Raw genomic sequence first — 22,790 nt, forward strand, 5'->3', positions numbered from 1 at the left:
ACCTCGACGACCATTGTACATTGCCGCCGCTCGCCGGCTAGCTGCGGAGGTCCCGTTGCTGCAGCTCAGGCAGAACGGCGGCGACGATGGCGTAGTCGTTGTCCACGTGCAGGACGATCAGGTCGTGGTGGACGGCGGTCGCGCATACAAGCAGGTCAGGGGAGCCTGCGGAGCGGTGCTGGTGTCTTCAAGTACGCCGCGCGCCGCACGAACGTCGTCTAGCCAGCCTCGGAGACGGCCCCGCTGCTAGCTTCAGGAGCGTGAGCGAACCGATCGCCTCCAGGCCCTACATGCCTGGCTACGGCACGCTGCCCCCAGACGAGGGGCGCGGGCTTCTCCCGTGGTCGTGGGCGGAGGATAGGTTGGTCCGCTCGCACGACTTCTGGCTGGCCACGGCCACGCCCGGCGGAGCGCCGCATCTGATGCCGGTATGGGCGGTCTGGCGCGAAGGCATGCTGTGGTTCAGCAGTTCGAACGGCTCGCGCAAGGCGCGCAATCTGGGCGCCGAATCCCGCTGCACCATGTCCACCGACGATCCCCGCGAACCTGTCGTCGTCCAGGGACAGGCTCGACGGATTACGGATCCTGACGCGCTTGCCGCCATGCTCGAGGCCGAAAACGCGAAGTACGGCACCGCGTACGGCATGGACACGGTGGATCCGGCATCGAACACCGTCTTCGCCTTGGCGCCGGAGTGGGTGTTCGCCTTGGATTCCCGTGACTTCACCGGCTCGCCGACGAGGTTTGTCTTCTAGCTGTCATGAGATGCAGGCCGCGCTCAGACTCACGGAACAGGGTCAGCGGCCTTGAGTCGGTTTAGTTGGCCACCCAGGTCGCGATCTGCGTTCTGGTGCGGAAACCGAGCTTGTTCAGGATGCTGCGAACGTGGCTGTCGACGGTGCGCTCGGAGATGAACAGGCGCGTGGCGATCTGCTTGTTGGTGAGCCCTTCGGCGATCAGCCGCGCGACCTCGGCTTCGCGCTTACCCAGCGGGCTCACATCGGCGTCGCCACCGCCACCGCCACCGGCTTCGCTTTGGTCGCCCTGACCGGCCCTGGCTTCGTCCGGGGATTCGCCGAGCGCGAGGCGGATCGCCGCGTCCCGCTGGAGGTTCTTCCCGGCTTCGAACTCTGTCTTGAAGCGCGCTTCACCGAGCATCGCAGCCGCCGCCTGCTCGGCCTGGGCGAACTGCGTGGAAAGGATCGGCATGACGTTCGCGCCGGCTTCGACTCGCACCGTCTCCGCGGCGCCGAACATGGCTGCCGCCCACAGCGCGTTGCCGGAGAGAGTGGCGTGGCAGGCGTGCGCGGCCAGCAGGTAGAACTGCGCGACCCGGTCGTCAATGCGGTGCGCGGTCGCCAACGCTTCGGCGAGCAGCGGCTCCGCCTCGGCGAGCTCCCCGGCCATCAACGCGGCGGAGCCGAGGTTCAGCAGCATGATCTCGAGCGTGTAGAAGTCGCCGATCTCCCTGGACAGGCGCACACCCTCGGTCGCGCCCGCCCTGATCGTGGCGAGATCGGCCTCGAAGAACGCGTTGAACACCCGGGCCTGCAGGACCGCGAGCCTGCCGTGCACGTAGTCGATGCCTGCGACCGCCTTCTGGGCCTCGGCGAGCAGACGCGCGGCGGCCGGGCCGTCGCCGGCGATGGCCTCGGCGACCGACGCCATCGACAGCGCATCGCAGAGCAGGTCCTGCTGGCCGTTGCGCCGTGCCGCCGCCGCCGCTGCCTCGAGCTCCGGTTTGGCGACCGCCGGTTCCGCCTTCAGCACGGCCAGGAAACCGCGGATGAAGGTGGCCCAGGCACGTAGCTGCGGATCGCCGCCCTCCATCGCGAGGAACCCGCCGAGCCACCGCATGCCCTCGGTCGTCGCACGGGTGATCCAGAACCAACTCAGGGACAGGGCAAGCTCGATGCCGCGGGAGGTGTCCCCCTGTGTCAGGCATCGACTGAGCACGGCCCGGATGTTGTCGATCTCGAGGTCCGCCCAGGGAAGCCACTCGAGAAGGCGGACGCGCACCGCCTGTCCGGGCTCGACCTTCGACCGGAAGTACTCCGTGCAGGCGAGCTCGACTGAATCCCGCTCGCCAGCCTCGTCGATCTTGAGTCGTGCGTACTCGCGCATCGTCTCGTGCAGGCGATAGCACGGCAGGCCATGGGCTTCCTCGCGGACCACCAAGGACTTGTCAATGAGCGACGACATCAGGTCCAGCGCCTGCGCGGGCGGTGTGCCCTCAGGCATGCAGACCGCTTCCGCGTCGTCCAGCGTGAATCTGCCCGCGAACACGCATGCCCGTCGCAGGACCGCGCGCTCGCCGTCGGTCAGCAGGTCGTGGCTCCACTCGATCGTGGTCCGCAGGGTCTGGTGGCGCGGCAGGGCGGCGCGGCTGCCTCCTGTCAGCAGGCTGAAACGGTCGGACAGGCGGTCGAGGATCTGCTCGGCCGCGAGGACCCTCGTCCGGACCGCGGCGAGCTCGATCGCCAAGGGCAGCCCGTCAAGCCGTCGGCACAGCTCTACCACCGTCGCCCGGTTGGCCGCCATCAGCTCGAACACCCCGGACGCCGCCTCAGCCCGCTCGACGAAGAGAGCCACCGCCTCGTTCTGCCGCAGCCGGACCAGGGACTCCGTCGGGTCCGGCGAAGGCAGCTCGAGAGGCGTCACGGGGACGATGTGCTCGCCCGCGGCGGCGAGCGGCTCCCGGCTGGTGGCGATCACCCGCACGTCCGGTGCGGCTTTCAGCACATCGGTGACGACCCGCGCGGCTGTTTCGAGCAAGTGCTCGCAGTTGTCCACGACCAGGAGCAGTTCCTTCTCCCGCAGGTAAGACAGGATCAGCGCTAGAGGCTCGGTCGAGGCCTGGTCGCGCAGACCCAAGGCCGCCATGACCGCGCTGCCGACGAGCGCCGGGTCCTGCAGGTCCGCGAGTTCGACCAGCCAGGCGCCGTCGCGGAACCCGCGTCCGAGATCGGCGGCGGCGCGCACCGCCAGCCGGGTCTTGCCGACGCCGCCCGGCCCGACCAGACTGATCAGCCGCGCCTGCGTGAGTTTCTTCCTGATCTCCGCGAGTTCGCGGCGGCGGCCGACGAAGCTGGTCGTCTCGGCCGGAAGGCTGCCAGTGCGCCGGGTGGGCCTCGCCATGGCAGGACGGTATTACATGCGCAGCCCACTGCGCTCGCCGGAAGCGCTGTGCTTACCGGAATCGGTGCCCGCTCGGTAATTCCACGGATATCGGCGCTCGTAGCGCCGCTCTTAGCGTGAAGACATGCCTGAGGAGCTGTCGATCCGCCGCGTGGAGGTCAGTTTCGTCGGCGCCGTCCCGGCCCGGCAGGTTGAACGCGCATCGGGCGTCAGCGACGTCCAGAGCGACGGCAGTGTCCTGCGATGCCTCGTCCGCGGCAGCTTCCAGCCCTTCCTCGAGGCGCTGCGCGGCTACGAAGTCATCGTTCTGAATTCGACGTCGATACCCGCCGAAGGATCGTCCTGAGGCCGGTCGACAAGGGGGAGAGGGAACATGTCGGGGTTCTTCGCCGCCGCCGGGCGGTTCGCGGTCCGATTCCGCTGGGCGGTGATCGCGGCCTGGGTCGTCGCGACCGTCCTGGCCAACCTGTACCTTCCGTCGCTGAACAGCGTAGCCAAGGGCAGCAACAGCGACTATCTGCCGCCGGGCAGTCCCAGCCGGCAGGCCGCCCAGTTGGCGGTCCCCTTCCAAAGCCCGAACCAGGCGGCCATCCCGGTCCTCGTCGCCCGCGATGGCGGCGCGTTGACCGCCGCGGACCGCGCCGCCATCGTGCGGCTGGACTCCGGTCTCGACCGGGTCGCCAACGTGCAGAAGGTCAACGATCTCGGTGTCAGCCGTGACGGCCGCGTCGATGAATCACAGGTCCTTGCGACACTGGACCTCAGCACCCTGGGCCCGTTGGAGGACCTCGACAACGGTTTGCGCGCCGAAATCCGGTCGGCCGGCCTGCCCGGTGATCTGACCGCCCATCTCGCCGGGCCGCTGGCCGCTCAGGCCGACGCCGCCCAAAGCTCCCAGCAGGCCGGAAACGTCGGCGAGGACTTGTCCATCCTGTTCATCCTCGTGCTGCTGTTCGTCGTCTTCCGGTCCATCCTCGCCCCGCTCCTCACGCTCGCGCCCGCGGTCCTCGTCACCCAGCTCGCCGGTCCGGTGATCGGCGCGGCGGGCAAGGCCGGCCTCCCGGTCTCGTCGCTCACCGGGATCCTGCTGATCGTCCTGGCGCTCGGCGCGGGCACGGACTACGGCCTCTTCCTCGTCTTCCGGGTCCGGGAGGAACTGCGCGACGGCGTGTCCCCGCGCGACGCGGTCGTGCGCGCGCTTTCGCGGGTCGGCGAATCGATCACCTTCTCCGCCGTGACCGTCATCGCCGCGTTGCTCACGCTGCTGCTGGCTTCCCTCGGGCTGTATTCGAGCCTCGGCGCGCCGCTGGCGATCGCCGTCGCGCTGATGCTGCTGGCAGGCCTGACACTGATGCCGGCTCTGCTGGCCGTCTTCGGGCGGGCGGCGTTCTGGCCATCGAAGACGACGCGCAGCGCGCGACGCCCCGGCTGGTGGGGTCGCACCGCCGGGCGCATCGTGCGCCGACCGGCCACCACGCTCGTCCTCGGGCTGCTCGGATTCGGGGCGCTGGCGATCGCAGCGATCGCATACGTCCCGGGCGGCTTCGGCAGCGGGCCGGCCGCGCCTACGGGCTCCGACTCGGCCGCGGGCAACGCGCTGCTCGCCGCCCACTTCCCGACCGCCAGCCGCAACCCGACCGGCGTGCTGCTGCGCTTCCCCGACTCGGTCTGGACCGACCCGGCCCCCGTCGCCCGGGCCCAGCGCCTGCTCGCGGCATCCCCGCAGTTCAACAGCGTCGTCGGCCCCTTCGACTCCGGCCAGGTCACGCTCGCCGCCGACCAGCTGACGTCCCTGCACGCGACTCTCGGCGATCCCGCGGCGTTGCCCGCGGTTCCGCCGCCCGGCAGTGGCGTCCAGGACGCCGAGTGGGCCGCCTACCGCGCGGAAAGCCAGTTCATCAGCCCAGACGGCCGTACGGTTCAGTTCGAAGTCGGCCTGACCGCCGGAGCCGCGGATTCGAATGCCGCGGCCCATCAGATCCCGGCCATCCGCGCCGCCGTCGCCGCCTTCGCCCGCGAGGCCGGCGCCACCGCGAACGGCGTCACCGGCCAGGCGGCCAGCGTCTACGACGTGGGTCAGACCTCTGACGGGGACCTGCTGCGCATCTTCCCGGTCGCCGTTCTCGCGATCGCGATCCTGCTCGCGCTCGTGCTGCGCAGCCTGATCGCGCCGCTCTACCTCATCGCGTCGGTGGCGGTCAGCTATCTGGCCGCGTTCGGTCTGTCCGTGCTGCTCTTCCAGCACGCGAACGGCGGCTCGCTGCCGTACTTCGTGCCGTTCCTGATGTTCCTGTTCCTGCTGGCCCTCGGCGAGGACTACAACATCCTCGTCATGACCCGGATCCGCGAGGAGGCGGGCGACATTCCGCTGCGGGAGGCGGTTCCCCACGCCTTGGAGCACACCGGCTCGACCATCAGCTCGGCCGGACTCGTCCTCGCGGGAACCTTCGGGGTCTTCGCCTTTGTCGAGAACGGGCAGCCCGGCGGGGGCGTCTACCGGGACATCCTGGCCTCCCTCGCGATCGGCATCCTGATGGACGCCTTCCTCGTGCGCACCCTGCTCGTCCCGGCGACGGTCGCGCTCCTCGGCCGGTGGAACTGGTGGCCGTCGGCGCACGGCAGACCGGTGGAGGCCGAGCGGAGCCCGGCCCCCACGCCGACGGCCGTCCGATGAGGCGCGCCGCCGCGGCCGCGGTCCCCGCTCTGGACCGCGGTCGCGGCCGCGTGTGCATCGTCGGCGCCGGGTCATCGGGAATCGCCGCCTGCCAGGCCCTCCACGCTCGTGGGATACCGTTCGACTGCTTCGAGGCAGGTACGGAGGTGGGCGGCAACTGGCGGTACCCCAGTGACAACGGGATGTCGTCCGCCTACCGATCGCTGCACGCGAAGTCGTCCCGGAAGGGCATGCAGTACGCGACCTTCCCTATCCCAGACGATTATCCGAATTACCTGAGCCACACCGCGGTCGCAAAGTACCTTGACGACTACGTCGACCACTTCGGCTTCCGCGGGAGCATCAGATTCCAGACGAGCGTCGTCTGGGCCGAACCGGGGTGGGAAGGCGGCTGGGACGTCACGATAAGGCGCCGCCACACCACAGAGGAACGCACCGAGCGATACGCCGCGGTGATCGTCGCCAACGGTCACCACTGGGCCCCTAAGTATCCGGAGCCGACCTTTCCCGGTGCGGATACCTTTACCGGCGAGCAGTTCCACTCGCACGACTACCGCACACCTGAGCCCTACGCCGACAAACGTGTCCTGATCCTCGGCATCGGCAACTCCGCATGCGACATCGCGACGGATTGCTCACAGGTCGCCGCCCGCACCCTGATCGCGATGCGGCGCGGTGCCCACATCGTGCCGAAATACCTCTTCGGCACCCCTATCGATCACCTGACACTTATGCGCTTAGGCACGCGGACCCCGCGCTGTCTCCAAAACGGAGCAGCCGGGATGCTCATGCGCATCGCCCAGGGCAACGTCACGGCGTACGGGCTGCCCAAGCCCGATCACAAGCTGCTGTCAATGCCCCCGACGGTGTCGGACAGCCTGCTCAGCCGGGTCGATCACGGCGACATCATCGTCAAGCCGACCATCGACCGACTCGACGGTGACCGCGTTCATTTCACCGACGGCAGCTGCGAAAAGGTCGACACGGTCATCTACTGCACCGGGTACAGAATTCGCCATCCGTTCCTCGACGAGGCGGCGGTGCTCGGCGAGGGCGGAAGCAGCGGCCAACCGCGTCTGTACCGACGCGTCATCCCGCCCCACCTGCCCGGGCTGTATTTCATCGGCCTGGTCCAACCGCTCGGCGCCATCATGCCGATCGCGGAAGCCCAGGCGCAGTGGGCGGCCGATCTCCTCGAAGGCCAGGCGACACTGCCACAGCCAGCGCAAATGAACCGCGAAATCGACAGGCATCGTGCCGTGGCTGCCCGCCGATACGACCCTGCGGCCCAACCCGGTATCCGTGTGGATTTCCTCCCGTACCTGCGAGAGATCCACCGAGAGCGGATGGCGGGCGCCAAGCGCGCACGAGCCGCGGGTGTGGGATGGCTCCGGTCGCCAAGTGCGGGATGGCTCCGGTTGTCGAAGGCGTCGTCGACCACGACGACCGCTGGCCCTCCGCCATCCCGCGCGCTTACAGACACTGCCCCCGCAGACCGCTACGTCCACGCCAGCCGCGATCTGTCCGCCCAGTAAGCGCTGGCCGCCACAGACAATGCGGCCAGCGACTCCAGCTGATCGGCCGTAAGACGCATGTCACTCGACACCGCTCCGGTGTGCGACTAAAATAGTCGCATGAGCGTGAGCCTTTACATCCGAGACATGCCGGAAGAGCTACGTGATCGTGTCAAGCAGCGCGCCGCTGCTAACCGGCAGTCGATCAACTCCTTCCTGCTCGACCTGATCGAGCGGGAGATGCAGTTGCCGACCCTCGATGAATGGCTCGATGGGCTCGACGACCTGCCGAAGGTCCCCGACGTGACCACGGGTGAGATCGTGGAGGTCATTCGAGATGTCCGGGAATCGTCGTGAGTGAGGGCTTGGCCGTCATCGACGCATCCTGCATCGTGCGCATCCTGACCTCGTCCGACGAGGTGGCGTCGGTCGTTAAATCCTTCTTGCGCGGCAAGGCCCTGTACGCACCTACGCTGGTGGACTACGAGGTGACATCTGCGCTGCGCGGTCTTGCACGCAAGCGCCCGGAAGTCGAACAGGCCGCCGGCGCCTATCTGCGCTACGTGGCGGCCATGCCGATCCGCCGCGAGAGCGCGCAGCCGTTGATCGCCAGGGTGTGGAGTCTGCGGCACAACTACGCGGCGTACGACGCTTCTTATGTAGCTCTCGCCGAGGCACTTGACGCGACGCTGGTCACCTGCGATGAGAAGTTCGCCCGCGCGGGCGCCGCGCGCTGCCCGATCGAGACGATCGGCTGAAGCGTCCACAGCACTCGATTAGCCGTTGTTGTGATGCACGCCCGCGTCTGCGATCGCGACCTGCTCAGCCGATGCCTGGATGGGTCGTCTCCTCCATCGAGGCGCGGCAACGGGCGGCGATGGCCGAGCTGGCGGCGTCGACCGACGGCCCGGAGGAGGCGATGCGCGCGCTGTGGGAGCGGCTCAGCACGCCTGAGCTGCGCCCGTTCGTCCGGCTCTTCTTTTACCGCACGACGTTGTTGTCCTCCGGAGCGTACGCCGCCAACGGCTCGTCAAGCGGGGCGCGCGTCATTCGGTTGGCGAGCGTGGACATCGTGTAGGCACCGATACCCAACACCACTTCGAGGGCGTTCTGCGCCGTGTAGCCGTGACCCATGAAGGTCTCGAGTGTTTCCGCGCTGACCGCCCCCGCGTCGTCGATCACCTGATGCGTGAAGCGGCGTATCGCTTCCAGGCGCGGATCGTCCAGCTCTTGTCGGCCTCGCAATGCATTGATGATTTCTGTGGTCGCACCCAGCGCGTGCAGCCTGGCGGTGTGCATGGCGATGCAGATGTGGCAGCCGTTGCGAGTCGCGATCGTCATGATGAGCACCTCGCGGGACAGCGGGTCGAGCGTCGTCCTCTCGAACAGCGCGCTCGCCTTCAAGAAGCCTTCGAGCAGGTGCGGCGAGGTGGCCAGCAGGCCCACGCCGGACGGCAGGTAACCCAGGTGCTCGATCGTGGAGCGCATGGCGCCGCGAGACCCCTGCGGCGCCGATTCGAGCGTGTGACAGACAAACGGAGCGTGAGACACGCGTCCCCCTCTGCAGGCGTCGGCCTTCGGCCACGCCTATAATCGACAATGTGGTTGTCTATAACGTAAACCAGGTTGTCGGATTCCGCAATGGCTGAGCTCCGCGCAGCGCGTCCGCCCGCCGCCGTTCCGGGCTACGAGCTCCCGCTGCTGCTGTTCGCGAACTTCCGCGGCATAATCGACGAGCTGCACGCCGAACTGGCCCGCCAGGGACACCCAGACGTGCGCCCCGCCTACGGCTTCGCCATGCAGGCCATCGGCCGCGACGGCGCGACGGCGAGCGAACTCGGGCGCCGACTTGGTGTGTCGAAGCAAGCCGCGGGCAAGACGGTGGACCGGCTCGAACACCTCGGCTATGCGGAGCGCATCGACGACGCCGCGGACGCCAGGCGCAAGCTCGTCCGGCTTACGCCCCGGGGTATCGACTCCCTGATGCGCTCAGCCGCGATCTTCGATGAGCTCCGTGCGCGCTGGGCTGCCAATCTCGGTGCCGAACGTCTCGAAAGCGTCGAGGACGCCCTGCGTGTTATGGCTCCTGCGAGCGGCTTCCGTCTTGACGTCGCCGGTTGGTTCGGCGGGTAGTGTTCCAGGCGTCGCAGCTGCCAATAACAGGTCTACAGGAAGGGCGGGGAGTTTGGGGGTGAGCGTCTGAGCTGGGATGGGCTGGCAGACGAACTCCAGTGGTGCGCGGGCGAGGACTGATGCGCCGTTGTGTGAACGCTAGAGTGCTCAGGTGATCTCGAACTCGCACGCGGGGGAGCGCTGGGTGGAGGACTCGTCCGAGCCCGAGATCCCGTTGCTTGGCGGGGACGTGACCGAGGGCGTCGTGCGCGTGGGAACGACCGTGCGTCGGCCGATGGGTCGCAACGCGCCGTTCATCCACGCCCTGTTGCAGCATCTTGAGACGGTTGGCTTCGACGGCGCGCCACGGTATCTGGGCGTGGACGCGGCTGGGCGCGAGGTGCTCACCTTCGTGGACGGCGAGGTCGCGGGACGGCCGTACCCGGCGTGGATCGCCGACGAGCGCAGGCTCGCCTCCGTCGGTAGGCTGCTGCGACGCTACGACGACGCCGCGGTGAGCTTCGTCGAACCCGAAGACGTGACGTTCGTCCTGCCTTCGGACCCGCCCGAGTTGCCTCCGGCTCCTGCTCACGAGAGCGAGCTGATCGGGCACCTCGACGTCACGCCGGAAAACGTGGTCTTCCGTGACGCAGCGGCCTACGCGCTGATCGACTTCGACCTGGTGCGACCGGCGGCCCGTGTCGACGAGTTGTACAACGCGATGCTCTACTGGGCGCCGCTCAACGATCCGCGAGACGTCGACCCCATGCTCCGCGAACTCGACGCACCGAGGCGCTGCCGTATCCTCGCCGATGCCTACGGGATGTCCGACCGGGATCGGGGCAGACTCGTGGAGGTCGCGGTACTGCGCACCCGCCGCTCGTGGCATCTGATGAAGCACCGCGCCGAAGTGGATGGCGGCGGGTGGCAGCGCATGTGGGACGAGGGGGTGGGGGACGTGATCAAGCGGCGCGAGGCCTGGCTCGACCGCAACGGCGCTGCGATCGAGGCCGCTCTGACCGCAGCTTGACCTCGAACCTAAGCCACCGCGATTGTGCCAGAGTGCTCTCATGCTGATCGTGATGGCGGGCCTGCCCGGGGCCGGAAAGAGCACCGTCGCCGAACGACTCGGACGGACGCTGCCCGCGCCCGTGGTGTCGGTCGACCCCATCGAGGCGGCGATGTGGCGTGCGGGCGTGGCCCGTGACCAGCCCACCGGGTTAGCCGCCTATGTCGTGGCAGAGGCGGTGGCCGACGGCATGCTCGCGCTGGGCCAGGACGTGATCATCGACGCGGTCAACGCAGTCGAGCCGGCCCGCCGGCAATGGCGGAGCCTGGCAGAACGGCGCGGCGTACCGGTGGCGTTCATCGAAGTAGTCTGCTCCGACCCGCGGGTGCACCGCCAACGCTTGGAACATCGCTCCCGAGACGTCGAGGGCTTCGACGAGCCGAGCTGGCAAGCCGTCCAACAGCGACAGACCGAGTTCGAACCCTGGACCGAGTACCGGCTGGTACTCGACTCGATCGCCGACCTGGACTCGAATCTGGCAGAGGCCCTGGAATTCCTGTCGAAGTACGGGTCCTAATAGGGAGAGTGCATCGGACCGCGGAGCTGGACTCTGCGTCCAGCATTGCGCCGCGGACTTTGGCTTCACTCTCCTCAGGGGCGTCGAGTCAGCTGCGTCGTTCGTCGCGGGTGCGGGGGCGGTTGCCTGGTATGACGAGGCCTGATTCGTAGGCGGCGATGACTGCCTGGGTTCGATCGCGCAGGCCGAGTTTGCTCAGGATCCTGCTTACGTGCGTCTTGACGGTCTCTTCGGTGACGACGAGGCGGGTGGCGATCTCCGGGTTGGACATGCCCTCGGCGACCAGGCGCAGGACCTGCGTCTCGCGGGGGGTGAGCGCGGCGAACGCCATCTCGGCGGTGGTGCCCGGAGCGGGGGTCGAGGTGCTGGCGCGCAGCTGGGCGAACTCGCTGATGAGGCGGCGCGTGACGGTGGGGGCGAGCAGCGCGTTTCCGGCCGCCACCACCCTTACCGCATCGAAGAGTCGTTCTGCCGTGACGTCTTTGAGTAGGAAGCCGCTGGCGCCGGCGCGGAGCGCGTCGTAGACGTATTCGTCGAGGTCGAAGGTCGTCAGGATGAGGACGCGCGGCCTCGTGTGCGTGTGGGTGTCCGTGTCCTGGCTCGCATCCTTGCTCGTGTTCGTGCCCGAGCGCGGGGCGGGCTCCAGCAGTTGCCTGGTGGCCTCAATGCCGTCGGTCTCCGGCATCCGCACGTCCATGAGGATCACGTCGGGGTGTGCGTTTCGGCAGAGTTTGATCGCCTCAGCGCCGTTGCTCGCCGTGCCGACGACGGTGAAGTCCGGCTGGGTGTCGAGCAGTGCGGAGTAGCCGGTGCGCACCACTTGGTGGTCGTCTGCGATGACGACGCGGATCGGGGTCGGTGTGCTGCTGCTCATGCGATGCCCTCTGCCTTAGCGGGCAGGGTGGCCTCGACGAGGTAGCCGCCTAGGTCTGCCGGGCCGGTGCGAAGGCGTCCGCCGACGGCCGCGGCGCGCTCGCGCATTCCGAGCAGACCGTGGCCGCCTACCGGTGCCATGGCAGGGGCTCCCGGTCCGTTGTCGCGCACGCGCAGGCGGAGCGTGTCGGGGTCATAGTGCAGTTCCACGTCGACGGCGGTGCCTGGGGCGTGGCGGCGTGCATTGGTCAGGGCCTCCTGGATGATGCGGTAGGCGGCGAGCTCGACGCCGGGGTCGAGGGCGGCGGGGGAGCCGGAGATGATCAGGCGCACCCCGGTTCCCGATGCGCTCCTGGCCTCGTCGAGCAGTTCATTGAGCTGCTCCAGGCCAGGCTGGGGCCGACGTTTGGCGGTTGGCTCGTCGATGGGTTGGCGGGTGGGCGCCGTGTCGCGGGCGTCCTCACGCAGGACGCCGAGCAGGCGCCGCATCTCGGTGAGCGCGGCGCGCGCGGTGTCGCCGATCTCCAGCAGCCGGCGCGCCCCGGTGTCGGGCATTCCGGGAGTGGCCACTCGGGCCGTCTCGGCTTGGACCGCGATCATCGAGATGTGGTGGGCGACGACGTCGTGCAGTTCGCGGGCGATGCGGGCGCGTTCGCCGCGGGCGGTGTGCTCGAGCAGGGTGGTGGCGATGGCCTCCTGCGCCGCGCTGTGCGCGAGGGTTTCGCTGAGCGCGCGCCGCGCCAGCCCGGTGAGGGCTGCCGCGGGGGCCAACGACGCCATCAGGACGGTCAGCACGCCCGCTTCGGAGCTGGGCGGGTTCGGGGCGGCGAGTGCGATCACCAGGAAGGGGAGGCCGAGGCCTGGTGCCAGCAGCCGCGATCCGGTCAGCCCGAGCCGGTACAGCGCGATGATTTGCCCGCAGCAACCGGCGAGGGTGAGGGTGTGGAAGAGCCCGACGGAGAGCAGGTTCGCCGCACAGACGACGACGGCGGCCGTGGTCGGGGGTAAGACCGCAGGCGTCAGGGTTGCCGCCAGCGCGAACACGTAGACGAGGATCACGCCCTGAGGACTCACTGCGGTGTTCCCGATTTGGAGCACCTGGTTCGGCGTGTTCGGGCCTTGGCCTGGGCTTAGCCCGGCACGCATCGTGCTCGTCACGGTTGTGCGTGTGGCGAGTTCGAGCAGCGCGGCGAGCCCCAGAAGCACTGCGGCGAGGAAAGGCATCCGTGGAGCGGTGACCAGGCCGCGGCCTGTCTGCTCCCATCGGGAACGCCGAACTCCCGCTGCGCTCACTTGGCTCCTTAGCTCGTGTGCCGTCAAATCTCACCCGTGATCCGCCATGGCTATTGTCGGCGCTGGTGGGCGCCTTGCCATCCCTGCTGGAAGCGACGCGTCCGTCCCTCGTGCGGGGGAGGGCCGGCCGTCGCCGTCCCTCGCGTGAGCTACGGCGATGACTGCTCTGTGGCGTGACGATCCGGGCACGACCTGGCGCCTAGCCTGCGGGCATGGAAGCAACCATCGAAGTGAGCGGCCTGCGCAAGCGGTTCGGGCCGACCACGGCTCTGGACGGGATGTCCTTCACCGTCGAGCCGGGGCAGGTCACCGGGTTCGTCGGCCCGAACGGCGCCGGCAAGTCCACCACCATGCGGGTGATCCTCGGTCTCGACGCCGCGGACGAGGGCACCGCGCTGATCGGCGGACGGCCCTATCGCGATCTGCGCCACCCGCTAAGCCACGTCGGATCGCTTTTGGACGCCGCTGCGCTGCAGCCGAGCCGTACCGCCCGCAACCATCTGCTCTGGCTCGCTCACTCCCAGGGTCTGTCGGCGCGCAGGGTGGACGAGGTCGTCGAGCAGGCCGGCCTCGGCACGGTGATCCGCCGCAAGGCCGGTGGCTACTCCCTAGGCATGCGTCAGCGCTTAGGCATCGCCGCGGCACTGCTCGGCGACCCGCCCGTGCTCATGCTCGACGAGCCGTTCAACGGCATGGATCCCGAAGGCATTGTGTGGGTGCGCGGCTTCCTGAGATCGCTGGCCGCGCAAGGCCGGGCGGTGCTGGTCTCCAGCCATCTGATGAGCGAACTGGAGGACGCCGCGGACCACCTGGTCGTGGTCGGGCGCGGCAAAGTCATCGCCGATGCCGGCGTCGCGGACCTGATCGCAGCAGCGTCCGGCGACCGGGTCACCGTGCGCACCACCGCGCGCACACCGGCGATGACGGCCCTGGCGAACGCGGGGGCGACGGTCGCGGTCACCGGACCCGACACGCTGACGGTGTCCGGGCTCGCCGCACAAGACGTCGTCACGCACCTGAACTCGAGCGCGGTGCCCTTCTCCGAGATCTCGGCACATCGCGCGACGCTGGAAGAGGCCTACATGGAGCTGACCCGCGAAGCTGTCGAGTTCCGCGCGGCGACGGTCGGCGAGGGCGCCGAGGAGGTGTCCCGGTGAGCACGACCACGGTCACCCCCTACCGCTCCGCCGTGCACGTCGGGCGCGACGGGTTCGCGCAGTTGCTGCGAGCCGAATGGACCAAGGTTCGAACCGTCCGTGGTTGGAGCATCGGGCTCGTCCTCGCGGCGTTGCTCACGGTGCTTTTCGGGGTCCTGGCCGCGGTGGGCGGTCAAATCTCGTGTGGTGGCGGCCCGGACGGGTCGGGCTCGAAGAGCGGCGCAGCCTGTCGTCAGGTTCCGCCGCTGGGACCGGACGGGGAGGCCGTGTCCGACAGCTTCTACTTCGCGCACCAGACCTTGGCCGGAGACGGGAGCATCACCGCCCGGGTGACCTCCCTCACCGGTCTGTACTCCACGCACGGTGGCATCGAGGTGGACGCGGGCACCGCGGGGATGACCCCTGGCACCCAGCCGTGGTCCAAGGCCGGGATCATCGTCAAGGAGAACACGACGCAGGGCTCGCCGTATGCGGCGATGATGACGACGGGTAGCAACGGTGTGCGGATGCAGTACAACTACACCCGCGACATCGCCGGTGAGCCTGGTATGGCCTCAGCGGCCTCTCCGCAGTGGCTGCGGTTGACCCGCTCCGGCGACACAGTCACCGGCTACGACTCGGTGGACGGGGTTCACTGGACCGAGGTCGGGACCGCGGTTCTGCCTGGAGCGTCTTCGACCGTGCAGGTCGGGATGTTCGCGGCAGCGCCGAACTACACGGTCACGAGCCAGGGGTTCGGCACCGCCAGCGCGGTCGGCGGCCCGACCCTGACCACCGGCACGTTCGACGACGTCTCGCTCCAGGGCGCGTCGGCCGCCGGGACCTGGACCGGCACGGCCATCGGAAGCGACAGCCCGCGGGGCCAGTTGTTGGCGCAGGCCGAACAGGTTCAGCAGTCTGACGGTGCGTTCAGCCTGACCGGGACCGGCGACATCGCGCCCGCGTCCGGCCAGGGCTCGGGACGGCCTGTCGAGCAGAGCCTGGTCGGCGCGTTCGCCGGGCTGATCGCGATCATCGTCGTGGCCGCGATGTTCGTCACGGCCGAGTATCGGCGGGGTCTGATCCGCCTGACCCTGGCCGCGAGCCCCAGGCGCGGCCGGGTGCTGGCGGCGAAGGTCGTCGTGATCGGCGTAGTCGCCTTCGTGGTCGGGCTCGTCGCGGCCGCCGTCGCGCTCCCGCTCGGCGACCATCTGGCCTACAACCACGGCAGCTACCTCCTGCCGGTCTCGTCCCTCACGAAGGCGCGGCTGATCGTGGGCACTGCGGCCCTCTTCGCCGTCGTCGCCGTGCTCGCGGTGGCCGTGGGCACCCTGCTACGGCGCAGCGCCGCGACGGTCACCCTCGTGATCGTGGCGATCGTGCTGCCCTACATACTCGCGGTCGCGTCCGTGCTGCCTTCAGGCGTCGCGGAATGGCTTACCCGGCTCACCCCGGCCGCCGCGTTCGCGATCCAGCAGAGCCTGGTCGCCTATCCGCAGGTCACGGCAAACTACACGCCCGCAAACGGCTACTTCCCGCTCTCCCCATGGGCAGGCTTCGCGGTGCTGTGTGCCTATGCGGCACTTGCTCTAGGGCTGGCGGTCTACCAATTGCGTCGGCGGGACGCGTGAGCCGGGCCATGAGCCAGGCGCCGTCTGTCGAGCCGCGAGCACTGACGACGTCGACACGGCGCGCGGATCTTGACCGAGAACCGTGCGCCGGACGGACACGCTGGCGGGAGACACTGCACGCAGAGTGGACCAAGCTGCGTACCCTGCCCGGCACGATCTGGCTGGTGCTGGCCATCACTGTGCTGACGCTCGCAGTGAGCGCGGCGGCGTCCTCCTCTGTCACCTGCCCGACCGTCGACTGCAACCAGGACCCTGGCAAGATCAGCCTCGCCGGCGTCGAGCTCGGCCAAGCGGTCGCGGCGATCCTGGCTGTCCTCGCGGTCAGTGGCGAATACAGCACCGGGATGATCCGTGTCACCTTCACGGCGATGCCGCGCCGCACGACAGTGCTGGCTGCGAAGGCAGCGTTGGTCAGTGGCTTTACGCTGATTGCGGGTTCGGTCGCGGTGCTCGGATCTGTGCTCGTCGCACGGCTTGTCATGCCAGGCCACGGCTTCACCGCAGCACACGGATATCGGCTGCTCTCGCCCACCGACGGCGCCGTGCTCCGCGCCGCCGCGGGTTCGGTTCTCTACCTCGCGTTGATCGCGTTGCTCAGCCTCGGCATCGCAGCACTCGTACGGGACTCCGCCGTGGCCATCGGGCTCGTGCTCGGCCTGCTCTACCTTTCGCCGATCATCGCCGGAGTCGTCACCGACCCGCACTGGCACAGCCGCATCGAGCGCTACGCACCGATGAGCGCCGGTCTTGCCATCCAGGCCACGAGGAACCTCGCGGCGCTACCGATCGGCCCCTGGGAAGGCCTCGGCGTTCTCGCCGCCTGGGCCGCCGCAGCACTCCTCACCGGCGGCGCTGTTCTCCGCCTGCGGGATGCGTGAGGCGGGCGGGCGCACTCCACGACGTATGCCGCTGGTGATGCGCAGGGGCATCACCAGCGGCAACGTCCGGGGTTGACCGGTTTGCCGTTATCCGCGAAGTCGGCGGACGCGCCAGAAGCAGGCGGCGGCGAGCAGTGCGGCCAGGACGGCGTAAACGGCTGTCTCGAGCCACTGCAGCGGCCAGTAGCGGCCGGCGGGCTGGTAGGTGATGTCGACGTGCAGGTCGAGTGGCGCGAGGCAGGTCCCGAGGGAGCCGAACCCCGATGATGCGCCCTTGAACGCGGGCGGGCCTTGGGCGAGCATCTGGCTCCAGCAGTTGAGGATCTCGCTGGTCTGGATCGGTTGGCCGGCGCTGTTGAGGGCCGGGGTCTGAGACAGGGCCCAGGCGCCCGGCGGCGCGGGCAGGTCGATGGTGACGGGGCCGGTCACCGCTTCGGAGCGGTCGAACCTCTCGGCCTGACTCATAGTGGTCTGGTTGATCGGTACGGTGGTCGTCGTCGCGGGCAGCAGGTTCGGCCGGACGGCCGCGGTCATCAGGACCTGGACCGCGATGAAGACCGCGAGGGTGGCGGCCATGGCGGGCACGGTGCGCCGGAGCAGCAGTCCGAGCGTGACCCCGAGCGCGAAGGCGAAGACGGCATAGCCGAGCGGCGCGATGTCGCGGGCGTTGAAGGCCCTGGTGCCCCACCGGTTGCCCGCGATGGTGTCGAGCGGGCTGGCCCACCAGGTGATCAGGAGGCTGAGCAGGCCGGCGGTCACGACGGACACGAGCGCGAGGGCGGCGAGCTTGACCGCGAGCCAGCGGGTGCGGGTCACGGACTGGTTCCAGACCATGTGATGGGTGCCGCGCTCGAGTTCCCCGGCGATCAGCGGGGCGCCCCAGAAGATCCCGATCAGGGCCGGCGCGGCCATCACGAAGAATTCGGCGAGAAACTGCGGGCCGCTGTACTGGTCTTGGAGCGCGTTCAGCAGCCCGAGGCAGCTGTTCTGCGGCTGACAGCTGGCCAGGTCGGTGGTGTAGGAGTGCCGCAGCTGCGTCCCCGTGATCAGCAGGTAGACAGCTGCTGCGGCGAGGATGGCCACGACCGCAAAGGTCTGGGTGCGAAACTGACGCCAGGTCAGCCAGATCATCGCCCTGCCTCCTTATTCGACGCAGCCTTATTCGACGCTGCCTTATTCGAGACAGCCTCGTTCAACACAGCCTCATTCGACGCAGCGTCATTCAATACAGCCTCCGAAACCGGCGTCGCCGGACGGTGGCCGGGGCCGCCGGTCTCCATGTAGGTGAGTACGAGGTCTTCCATGCTCATCGGTTCTGCGGCCCAGTCCCCGGCCGGCAGCGGAGCGTCGGTGCGCACGACGAACGTGCTCTGCCGGTCGGTGTGCTCGGCCGAGACCACTTCCAGCCCGGCCGGGAGCGTGTCTGGCTCGCGTCGGGTGCACACGATCCGGTGGTGGGCGGCGATGAGCTGATCGACCTCGCCGGCCAGCCGCACCCGCGAGGTGACGAGCACGATCAGGTAGTCGCAGACCCGTTCGAGGTCGGAGATCAGGTGCGAGGAGAGGATTACGCTGCTGCCGTTCTCCACGACGGATTCCATCAGGTACTTGAGGAACTCGCGGCGGGCGAGCGGGTCGAGGCTGGCGACCGGCTCATCGAGCAGGAGCAGTTCGGGCATCTTCCCGGCGGCCACCGTCAGGGCGAGTTGGGCGCGCTGACCGCCGGAGAGTTTCCCGGCCTTCTGCGCCGGGTCCAGGTCGAGCTGAGCGATCCGTCGCGCAGCGAACTCCTGATTCCAGCGCGGGTTGAGGTGCGCGCCGAGCCGCAGGTGGTCGGCGACGGACAGGTTCGGATACACGGGCGCGTCCTGGGCGAGGAAGCCGACGCGGGCGAGTTGCGCAGGGCCCGAACCCGGGGCGTCGCCGAGCACGCTGATGCTGCCCGAGGTCGGGCTCAGCAAGCCGCTGGCAAGCTTGAGCAGCGTGGACTTGCCGGCGCCGTTCGGGCCGACGAGGCCCACCACGTGCCCGGACGGGATGTCCAACGTGCAGTCCGTGAGCGCCCGGCGTCGCCCGTATTGCATGCCCAGTGCGTGGGCTTCCAAGATCGTGGTCATCTCTCCTCTTCGACGGAGACGCGGAACGTGCTGTGGATCAGGGCCTCGATCTCGGCCTCGGTCAGGCCCGCGGTGCGGGCCCGAGTCAGCCAAGCCTCGAGGTCGCGGCGCAGCGGTTCGTGTTCGGTGAGCGAGGCCTGGCCCAGGGTTTTCGTGACGAAGGTGCCCACCCCGGGCTTCGGCGAGACCAGGCCCTCGCGCTCGAGCTCCCGGTAGGCCTTGAGCACGGTGTTCGGGTTGATCGCGACTTTCATCACGACCTGCTTGACCGTAGGCAGCTGGTCGCCCTCGGACAGCAGGCCCAGCAGCAGCGCCTGGCGTACCTGTTGGACGATCTGCAGGTATGGGGCGACGCCGGAGCGTGTGTCCAGGTGGAACTCGATCACCAGTTCCTCTATTCATCTAGTTCCCTAGCACAATAGAGGAAGGATGGGGCACGGTGTCAATACGCGGCGTCAATGCGCGCTGTCAGTACGCCGGGGCTCGGACGGTGGTCGCCGACAGAACTCAGCGGCGGCGAGACCGGCGGTCCGGCTGCCGGATGGCCGGAATGAGCAGAGCGGGCCGCAGATCAGCGGCCCGCTCTCATGGTCGGGAGCGGCTCAGCGGGGTGCTTCCCGCATGCGGGCCGGCGCGGTCAGACGACGACCTTTCCGCGCAGGATGACGCGCTTCGGGTGGGCGAGCACGGAGACGTCGAGTGTCGGGTCGGTGTCGTAGGCCACCAGGTCGGCCGGGGCGCCGTCGGCGAGGCCGGGCAGCCCGAGCCAGGAACGGGCGATCCAGGAAGCGCCACCGACCGCGGCCTCTGGCGGAAGCCCGAAGCGTGCGAGCAATTGCGCCTCTGCGGCCACGGTGCCGCAGGGGAAGCTGTCGGTGCCTGCCAGCACGGTGACCCCGGCTTCATGCGCGGCGCGCACGAGCTGCGGCATCGCCTCGAAGCCGGACAGGAACCACTGCCGCCGAGGGGTCGGCTCGGCGGCTCGCGCCCGCTCGGCCCCGGCGTTGAAGACGCCGAGCGTCGGGACCAGCGCGGTGCCCTGCGCGGCCATCCGATCGAGCAGCCCTGGGTCCAGGTGCATCCCGTGCTCCAGGCTGTCGGCGCCGGCTTCGACCGCGTTGCGGCAGCCCTCGGCGGTCTGGCAGTGCACGGCCACCTTGCCGCCCTCGGCGTGCACGGCCTGGACCACGGCGGTCAGCGTCTCCAGCGGCAGCGCCGGCTGGTCCGGCATCCAGTCGCCGATCACCTTGCACCAGCCCGAGGACGCCGCGGCCTCCTCCACCGCGGCCGCGAGCAACTCGTCCTCGGTCACATCGCGTCCGTGTCCGGGGAAGAACCGCCCCGGCGTCGCGAGCCACGGACCGGCCGAGCGCACCCGCGGCAACTGCGGATCCTCGTCCACCCAGCCCGGAATCCGCCCGGCCGAGCCCGGGGTCCGCACCAGCAGCACCCCGGCGTCGCGGTGATCGATCAGATGCTTTCGCAGCGTTTCGTCGTCCAGCCGGGTGCCGATCTCCTCGGTGCCCGGATGCGTGTGCACGTCGACCAGACCGGGCAGCAGCCAGCCGCCGTCGACCACGACGTCCGCATCCGCTATTGGTTCCTCGCGCAACCGGTCCCCGTCGATCCAGAACGACCGTTCCTCGTGCTCGGGCAACACGATGCCCCGTACCTGCATGACCACCATCAGGCCCCTTCCGCCCCGTCGCATCAGGTGTGCAGCTCGGTCCACGATAACGCGCCCGGCGCCTGGAGATCAGCCGCGGCGAACCGAGGGGAGATCCCGGGTGCCGCAGCAGTTCTGACGGCATCAGTCAAAATTGCACTGTCCTTCACACCTTGAGCATGAGATCGATGGCCCACTGCCACAGATAAGTCTGTCTTTACCCTGAAGATCGTCGCAATGTTGCTTTCTCGGCCGTCAACAGTCTTGACTTACATCTAAAGTCAGCTGAATATGTGTGCTGCCCCACAGGGGGAGCCTTCGCTTATCCGCGCGTCACCGCGAAGCGCGATCTCTGTCGGTCGGACCCGCCTTGGAGTCTGTCCCCGCCGCCCACACCGCCGCCACGGCGCTGCCCCGAGAACCCCCAGCAGGTCCGGCAGACCGCGACGAGACTGATCTGACGGAGGTATTCGTGCACTTGCTGTCCAAGCTCAGACGCCGGACGCGGCTGGCCGCCGCCTTCCTGCTGGCCGCCGCGATCGCGGTGCCCGCGTTCGCCGCCGCGACACCTGCTTCCGCGGCCACGTCGCTGCCGTGCGACATCTACGCCTCCGGCGGGACGCCGTGCGAGGCGGCCTACAGCACCACCCGGGCCATGTTCGGCTCCTACAACGGCCCGCTCTACCAGATCCAGCGCGCCTCGGATGGCAGCACCCTGAACATCGGCCTGCAGTCCGCCGGGGGTGTGGTCGCCTCGGCGCCGCAGGTCTCCTTCTGCTCCGGTACGACCTGCACCATCACCCAGCTGTACGACCAGACGTCCAACGGCAACAACCTGCCCATCTCGCCCGGCAGTTCCTGCTCCGGCTGCTCGAGCGGCCTCTCCGGCCCCGGCCCGAACGGCTCCGACATCGGCGCGAACGCGATGGCGCTGCCCGTCACCATCGGCGGCCAGCCGGCCTACGGCGTGGTGGTCGACAACATCGGCACCGGATACCGCAACGACAACGTCAAGAACGTGCCCACCGGCTCGCAGCCCGAGGGCATGTACATGCTGACGTCGTCGAACCTCACGAGCGGCAGTTGCTGCTTCGACTTCGGGTCGGCCGAGACCAACGACTCCGACGACGGCAACTCGACCATGAACGCGATCTACTACGGCACCGCGTGCTGGACGGGCGGCTGCACCGGCTCCGGTCCCTGGGTCGGCGGCGACCTCGAGAACGGCATGTACTTCAGCAACACCGGCCCCAACCCCACCAGCATCCAGAGCGAGACCGGCTCGTTCGTGTCCGCCTGGGAGAAGAACAACGGGACGACCAACTTCACCCTCAAATTCGGCAGCGGGCAGTCAGGCGGGTTGACCCAGTCCTATTCCGGGCCGCTGCCCAACGGCTACAACCCGATGAAGGTGCAGCCGTCCATCGAGTTGGGCACCGGCGGCGACAACAGCCCGGAAGGCACGGGCGAGTTCTTCGAGGGCGCCGTCACGGCCGGCTTCCCCTCCGACGCCACCGAGAACTCCGTGCAGGCCAACATCGTCGCGGCCGGCTACACGAACAACACCACCACGTTCCCGCCGAACACCGAGTCCGTGATCAGCCTGCACGCCCACGCCAACGGCAAGTACGTCGACGCGGCGAACAGCACTACCTCGCTCATCGCGGACGCCACCTCGATCGGCGCCAACGAGACCTTCGACATGATGGCCAACAACGACGGCACCGTGAACCTGAGGGCGCACTCCGACCACGACTGGGTCACCGCCGAGAGCGACGGGAACTCGCCGCTGATCGCCAACCGCGGTGCGCCCGGCCCGTGGGAGACGTTCTATCTGATCCACAACTCCGATGGCAGTGTCAGCCTCCGTGCTTACAACAACCAGCACATCGTGACGGCCGACAACGCCGGCGCGTCGCCGCTGATCGCCAACCGGACGGCGATCGGCCCGTGGGAGGAGTTCGACCTCGTCCACGACACCGTGCCGGTCAGCTTCCGCGCGCACGCGAACAACGACATCGTGACGGCGGACAACGCCGGCGCGTCGCCGCTGATCGCGAACCGCACCGCGATCGGCGGGTGGGAGACCTTCGACCTGATTCAGAACAGCGACGGCAGCATCAGCCTGCGCGCGCACGCCAACGGTGACATCGTCACCGCCGACAACGCGGG

General features: G+C 68.8%; 21 protein-coding genes and 1 pseudogene. 13 read left to right on the forward strand and 9 right to left on the reverse strand.

What is annotated here, in order from left to right; genetic code table 11:
- Window positions 1–37: 37 nt before the first annotated feature.
- Window positions 38–181, reverse strand: a pseudogene (locus VGZ32_RS28910) (VapC toxin family PIN domain ribonuclease); the annotation flags it as partial.
- Between the two features lie 79 nt (window positions 182–260).
- On the opposite strand from VGZ32_RS28910, the gene VGZ32_RS23700 reads away from it, so the two are divergent.
- On the forward strand, window positions 261–755 hold the full coding sequence (locus tag VGZ32_RS23700) for a pyridoxamine 5'-phosphate oxidase family protein (RefSeq protein ID WP_326888378.1): 495 nt from the start codon (window positions 261–263) through the stop codon (window positions 753–755).
- Window positions 756–816: 61 nt separating this feature from the next.
- Here the strand turns inward: VGZ32_RS23700 and VGZ32_RS23705 are convergent, their stop codons facing one another.
- Window positions 817–3,138, reverse strand: a complete 2,322-nt coding sequence (locus tag VGZ32_RS23705; protein WP_326888379.1) for a LuxR C-terminal-related transcriptional regulator — start codon at window positions 3,136–3,138, stop codon at window positions 817–819.
- A gap of 124 nt (window positions 3,139–3,262) precedes the next feature.
- On the opposite strand from VGZ32_RS23705, the gene VGZ32_RS23710 reads away from it, so the two are divergent.
- From VGZ32_RS23710 to VGZ32_RS23730, 5 genes are all read left to right on the forward strand, one after another.
- Window positions 3,263–3,484 (forward strand): hypothetical protein, encoded by a 222-nt coding sequence (locus VGZ32_RS23710; protein WP_326888380.1) that lies wholly within the window; start codon window positions 3,263–3,265, stop codon window positions 3,482–3,484.
- A 27-nt stretch (window positions 3,485–3,511) separates the two neighbouring features.
- Window positions 3,512–5,812, forward strand: a complete 2,301-nt coding sequence (locus VGZ32_RS23715; RefSeq protein WP_326888381.1) for an MMPL family transporter — start codon at window positions 3,512–3,514, stop codon at window positions 5,810–5,812.
- Entirely contained in the window at window positions 5,809–7,347 is a 1,539-nt protein-coding gene (locus VGZ32_RS23720; protein WP_326888382.1) for a flavin-containing monooxygenase, read from the forward strand. Before VGZ32_RS23715 ends, VGZ32_RS23720 begins: the two co-directional genes overlap by 4 nt.
- 99 nt (window positions 7,348–7,446) lie before the next feature.
- On the forward strand, window positions 7,447–7,683 hold the full coding sequence (locus tag VGZ32_RS23725) for a FitA-like ribbon-helix-helix domain-containing protein (RefSeq protein ID WP_326888383.1): 237 nt from the start codon (window positions 7,447–7,449) through the stop codon (window positions 7,681–7,683).
- An 8-nt stretch (window positions 7,684–7,691) separates the two neighbouring features.
- Complete coding sequence (locus VGZ32_RS23730; protein WP_326888384.1) at window positions 7,692–8,084, forward strand: type II toxin-antitoxin system VapC family toxin; 393 nt, start codon at window positions 7,692–7,694, stop codon at window positions 8,082–8,084.
- Window positions 8,085–8,307: 223 nt separating this feature from the next.
- Here VGZ32_RS23730 and VGZ32_RS23735 read toward each other — a convergent pair whose 3' ends face one another.
- Window positions 8,308–8,814, reverse strand: coding sequence for a carboxymuconolactone decarboxylase family protein (locus VGZ32_RS23735; RefSeq protein ID WP_326888385.1), 507 nt, complete (start codon window positions 8,812–8,814; stop codon window positions 8,308–8,310).
- Between the two features lie 153 nt (window positions 8,815–8,967).
- On the opposite strand from VGZ32_RS23735, the gene VGZ32_RS23740 reads away from it, so the two are divergent.
- The 3 genes from VGZ32_RS23740 (at window position 8,968) to VGZ32_RS23750 (ending at window position 11,024) form a co-directional block, all read left to right on the forward strand.
- Window positions 8,968–9,459: a MarR family winged helix-turn-helix transcriptional regulator gene (locus tag VGZ32_RS23740; protein WP_326888386.1), complete on the forward strand. Its 492-nt coding sequence runs from the start codon at window positions 8,968–8,970 to the stop codon at window positions 9,457–9,459.
- A 151-nt stretch (window positions 9,460–9,610) separates the two neighbouring features.
- Window positions 9,611–10,468, forward strand: a complete 858-nt coding sequence (locus VGZ32_RS23745) for a hypothetical protein (protein WP_326888387.1) — start codon at window positions 9,611–9,613, stop codon at window positions 10,466–10,468.
- Between the two features lie 40 nt (window positions 10,469–10,508).
- Window positions 10,509–11,024, forward strand: coding sequence for an AAA family ATPase (locus VGZ32_RS23750; protein ID WP_326888388.1), 516 nt, complete (start codon window positions 10,509–10,511; stop codon window positions 11,022–11,024).
- 88 nt (window positions 11,025–11,112) lie between these two features.
- Here VGZ32_RS23750 and VGZ32_RS23755 read toward each other — a convergent pair whose 3' ends face one another.
- Both VGZ32_RS23755 and VGZ32_RS23760 read right to left on the reverse strand, forming a co-directional pair.
- Window positions 11,113–11,898: a response regulator transcription factor gene (locus VGZ32_RS23755; protein ID WP_326888389.1), complete on the reverse strand. Its 786-nt coding sequence runs from the start codon at window positions 11,896–11,898 to the stop codon at window positions 11,113–11,115.
- Window positions 11,895–13,121 carry a sensor histidine kinase gene (locus VGZ32_RS23760; protein ID WP_326888390.1) on the reverse strand — a complete coding sequence of 409 codons (1,227 nt, stop codon included), beginning with the start codon at window positions 13,119–13,121 and terminating at the stop codon, window positions 11,895–11,897. The genes VGZ32_RS23755 and VGZ32_RS23760 overlap by 4 nt, the downstream gene beginning before the upstream one ends.
- A gap of 281 nt (window positions 13,122–13,402) precedes the next feature.
- Here VGZ32_RS23760 and VGZ32_RS23765 point away from each other — a divergent pair, with 281 nt between their 5' ends.
- From VGZ32_RS23765 to VGZ32_RS23775, 3 genes are all read left to right on the forward strand, one after another.
- A complete protein-coding gene (locus tag VGZ32_RS23765) occupies window positions 13,403–14,347 on the forward strand; it encodes an ABC transporter ATP-binding protein (protein ID WP_326888391.1) in 945 nt (314 codons plus the stop codon).
- The gene (locus VGZ32_RS23770) at window positions 14,344–15,957 is read left to right on the forward strand and encodes an ABC transporter permease subunit (RefSeq protein ID WP_326888392.1); all 1,614 of its coding nucleotides are present in this window, start codon (window positions 14,344–14,346) and stop codon (window positions 15,955–15,957) included. The genes VGZ32_RS23765 and VGZ32_RS23770 overlap by 4 nt, the downstream gene beginning before the upstream one ends.
- Before the next feature lie 164 nt (window positions 15,958–16,121).
- Window positions 16,122–16,835, forward strand: a complete 714-nt coding sequence (locus tag VGZ32_RS23775; protein WP_326888393.1) for an ABC transporter permease — start codon at window positions 16,122–16,124, stop codon at window positions 16,833–16,835.
- Window positions 16,836–16,922: 87 nt separating this feature from the next.
- On the opposite strand, the gene VGZ32_RS23780 is transcribed toward VGZ32_RS23775, so the two are convergent.
- The 4 genes from VGZ32_RS23780 to VGZ32_RS23795 form a co-directional block, all read right to left on the reverse strand.
- The gene (locus VGZ32_RS23780) at window positions 16,923–17,966 is read right to left on the reverse strand and encodes an ABC transporter permease subunit (protein WP_326888394.1); all 1,044 of its coding nucleotides are present in this window, start codon (window positions 17,964–17,966) and stop codon (window positions 16,923–16,925) included.
- Entirely contained in the window at window positions 17,963–18,952 is a 990-nt protein-coding gene (locus VGZ32_RS23785; protein ID WP_326888395.1) for an ABC transporter ATP-binding protein, read from the reverse strand. Before VGZ32_RS23785 ends, VGZ32_RS23780 begins: the two co-directional genes overlap by 4 nt.
- On the reverse strand, window positions 18,949–19,338 hold the full coding sequence (locus VGZ32_RS23790; protein ID WP_326888396.1) for a GntR family transcriptional regulator: 390 nt from the start codon (window positions 19,336–19,338) through the stop codon (window positions 18,949–18,951). The genes VGZ32_RS23785 and VGZ32_RS23790 overlap by 4 nt, the downstream gene beginning before the upstream one ends.
- Window positions 19,339–19,589: 251 nt before the next feature.
- On the reverse strand, window positions 19,590–20,636 hold the full coding sequence (locus VGZ32_RS23795; RefSeq protein ID WP_349263725.1) for an amidohydrolase family protein: 1,047 nt from the start codon (window positions 20,634–20,636) through the stop codon (window positions 19,590–19,592).
- Window positions 20,637–21,090: 454 nt separating this feature from the next.
- Here VGZ32_RS23795 and VGZ32_RS23800 point away from each other — a divergent pair.
- Window positions 21,091–22,790: arabinofuranosidase catalytic domain-containing protein (locus VGZ32_RS23800; protein ID WP_326888398.1), on the forward strand; the 1,700-nt coding region annotated here is incomplete at its 3' end.

The organism is Actinocrinis sp. (assembly GCF_035938995.1).
In the GTDB taxonomy this organism is placed as follows: Bacteria; Actinomycetota; Actinomycetes; order Streptomycetales; family Catenulisporaceae; genus DASZGI01.

Bases quoted from the DNA above. Each gene is read 5' to 3' on its own strand.
- VGZ32_RS23705 (WP_326888379.1), bottom strand. From the start codon at position 3,138: ATGGCGAGGCCCACCCGGCGCACTGGCAGCCTTCCGGCCGAGACGACC.
- VGZ32_RS23710 (WP_326888380.1), top strand. From the start codon at position 3,263: ATGCCTGAGGAGCTGTCGATCCGCCGCGTGGAGGTCAGTTTCGTCGGC.
- VGZ32_RS23715 (WP_326888381.1), top strand. From the start codon at position 3,512: ATGTCGGGGTTCTTCGCCGCCGCCGGGCGGTTCGCGGTCCGATTCCGC.
- VGZ32_RS23720 (WP_326888382.1), top strand. From the start codon at position 5,809: ATGAGGCGCGCCGCCGCGGCCGCGGTCCCCGCTCTGGACCGCGGTCGC.
- VGZ32_RS23725 (WP_326888383.1), top strand. From the start codon at position 7,447: ATGAGCGTGAGCCTTTACATCCGAGACATGCCGGAAGAGCTACGTGAT.
- VGZ32_RS23735 (WP_326888385.1), bottom strand. From the start codon at position 8,814: ATGCGCTCCACGATCGAGCACCTGGGTTACCTGCCGTCCGGCGTGGGC.
- VGZ32_RS23740 (WP_326888386.1), top strand. From the start codon at position 8,968: ATGGCTGAGCTCCGCGCAGCGCGTCCGCCCGCCGCCGTTCCGGGCTAC.
- VGZ32_RS23750 (WP_326888388.1), top strand. From the start codon at position 10,509: ATGCTGATCGTGATGGCGGGCCTGCCCGGGGCCGGAAAGAGCACCGTC.
- VGZ32_RS23755 (WP_326888389.1), bottom strand. From the start codon at position 11,898: ATGAGCAGCAGCACACCGACCCCGATCCGCGTCGTCATCGCAGACGAC.
- VGZ32_RS23760 (WP_326888390.1), bottom strand. From the start codon at position 13,121: ATGCCTTTCCTCGCCGCAGTGCTTCTGGGGCTCGCCGCGCTGCTCGAA.
- VGZ32_RS23765 (WP_326888391.1), top strand. From the start codon at position 13,403: ATGGAAGCAACCATCGAAGTGAGCGGCCTGCGCAAGCGGTTCGGGCCG.
- VGZ32_RS23780 (WP_326888394.1), bottom strand. From the start codon at position 17,966: ATGATCTGGCTGACCTGGCGTCAGTTTCGCACCCAGACCTTTGCGGTC.
- VGZ32_RS23785 (WP_326888395.1), bottom strand. From the start codon at position 18,952: ATGACCACGATCTTGGAAGCCCACGCACTGGGCATGCAATACGGGCGA.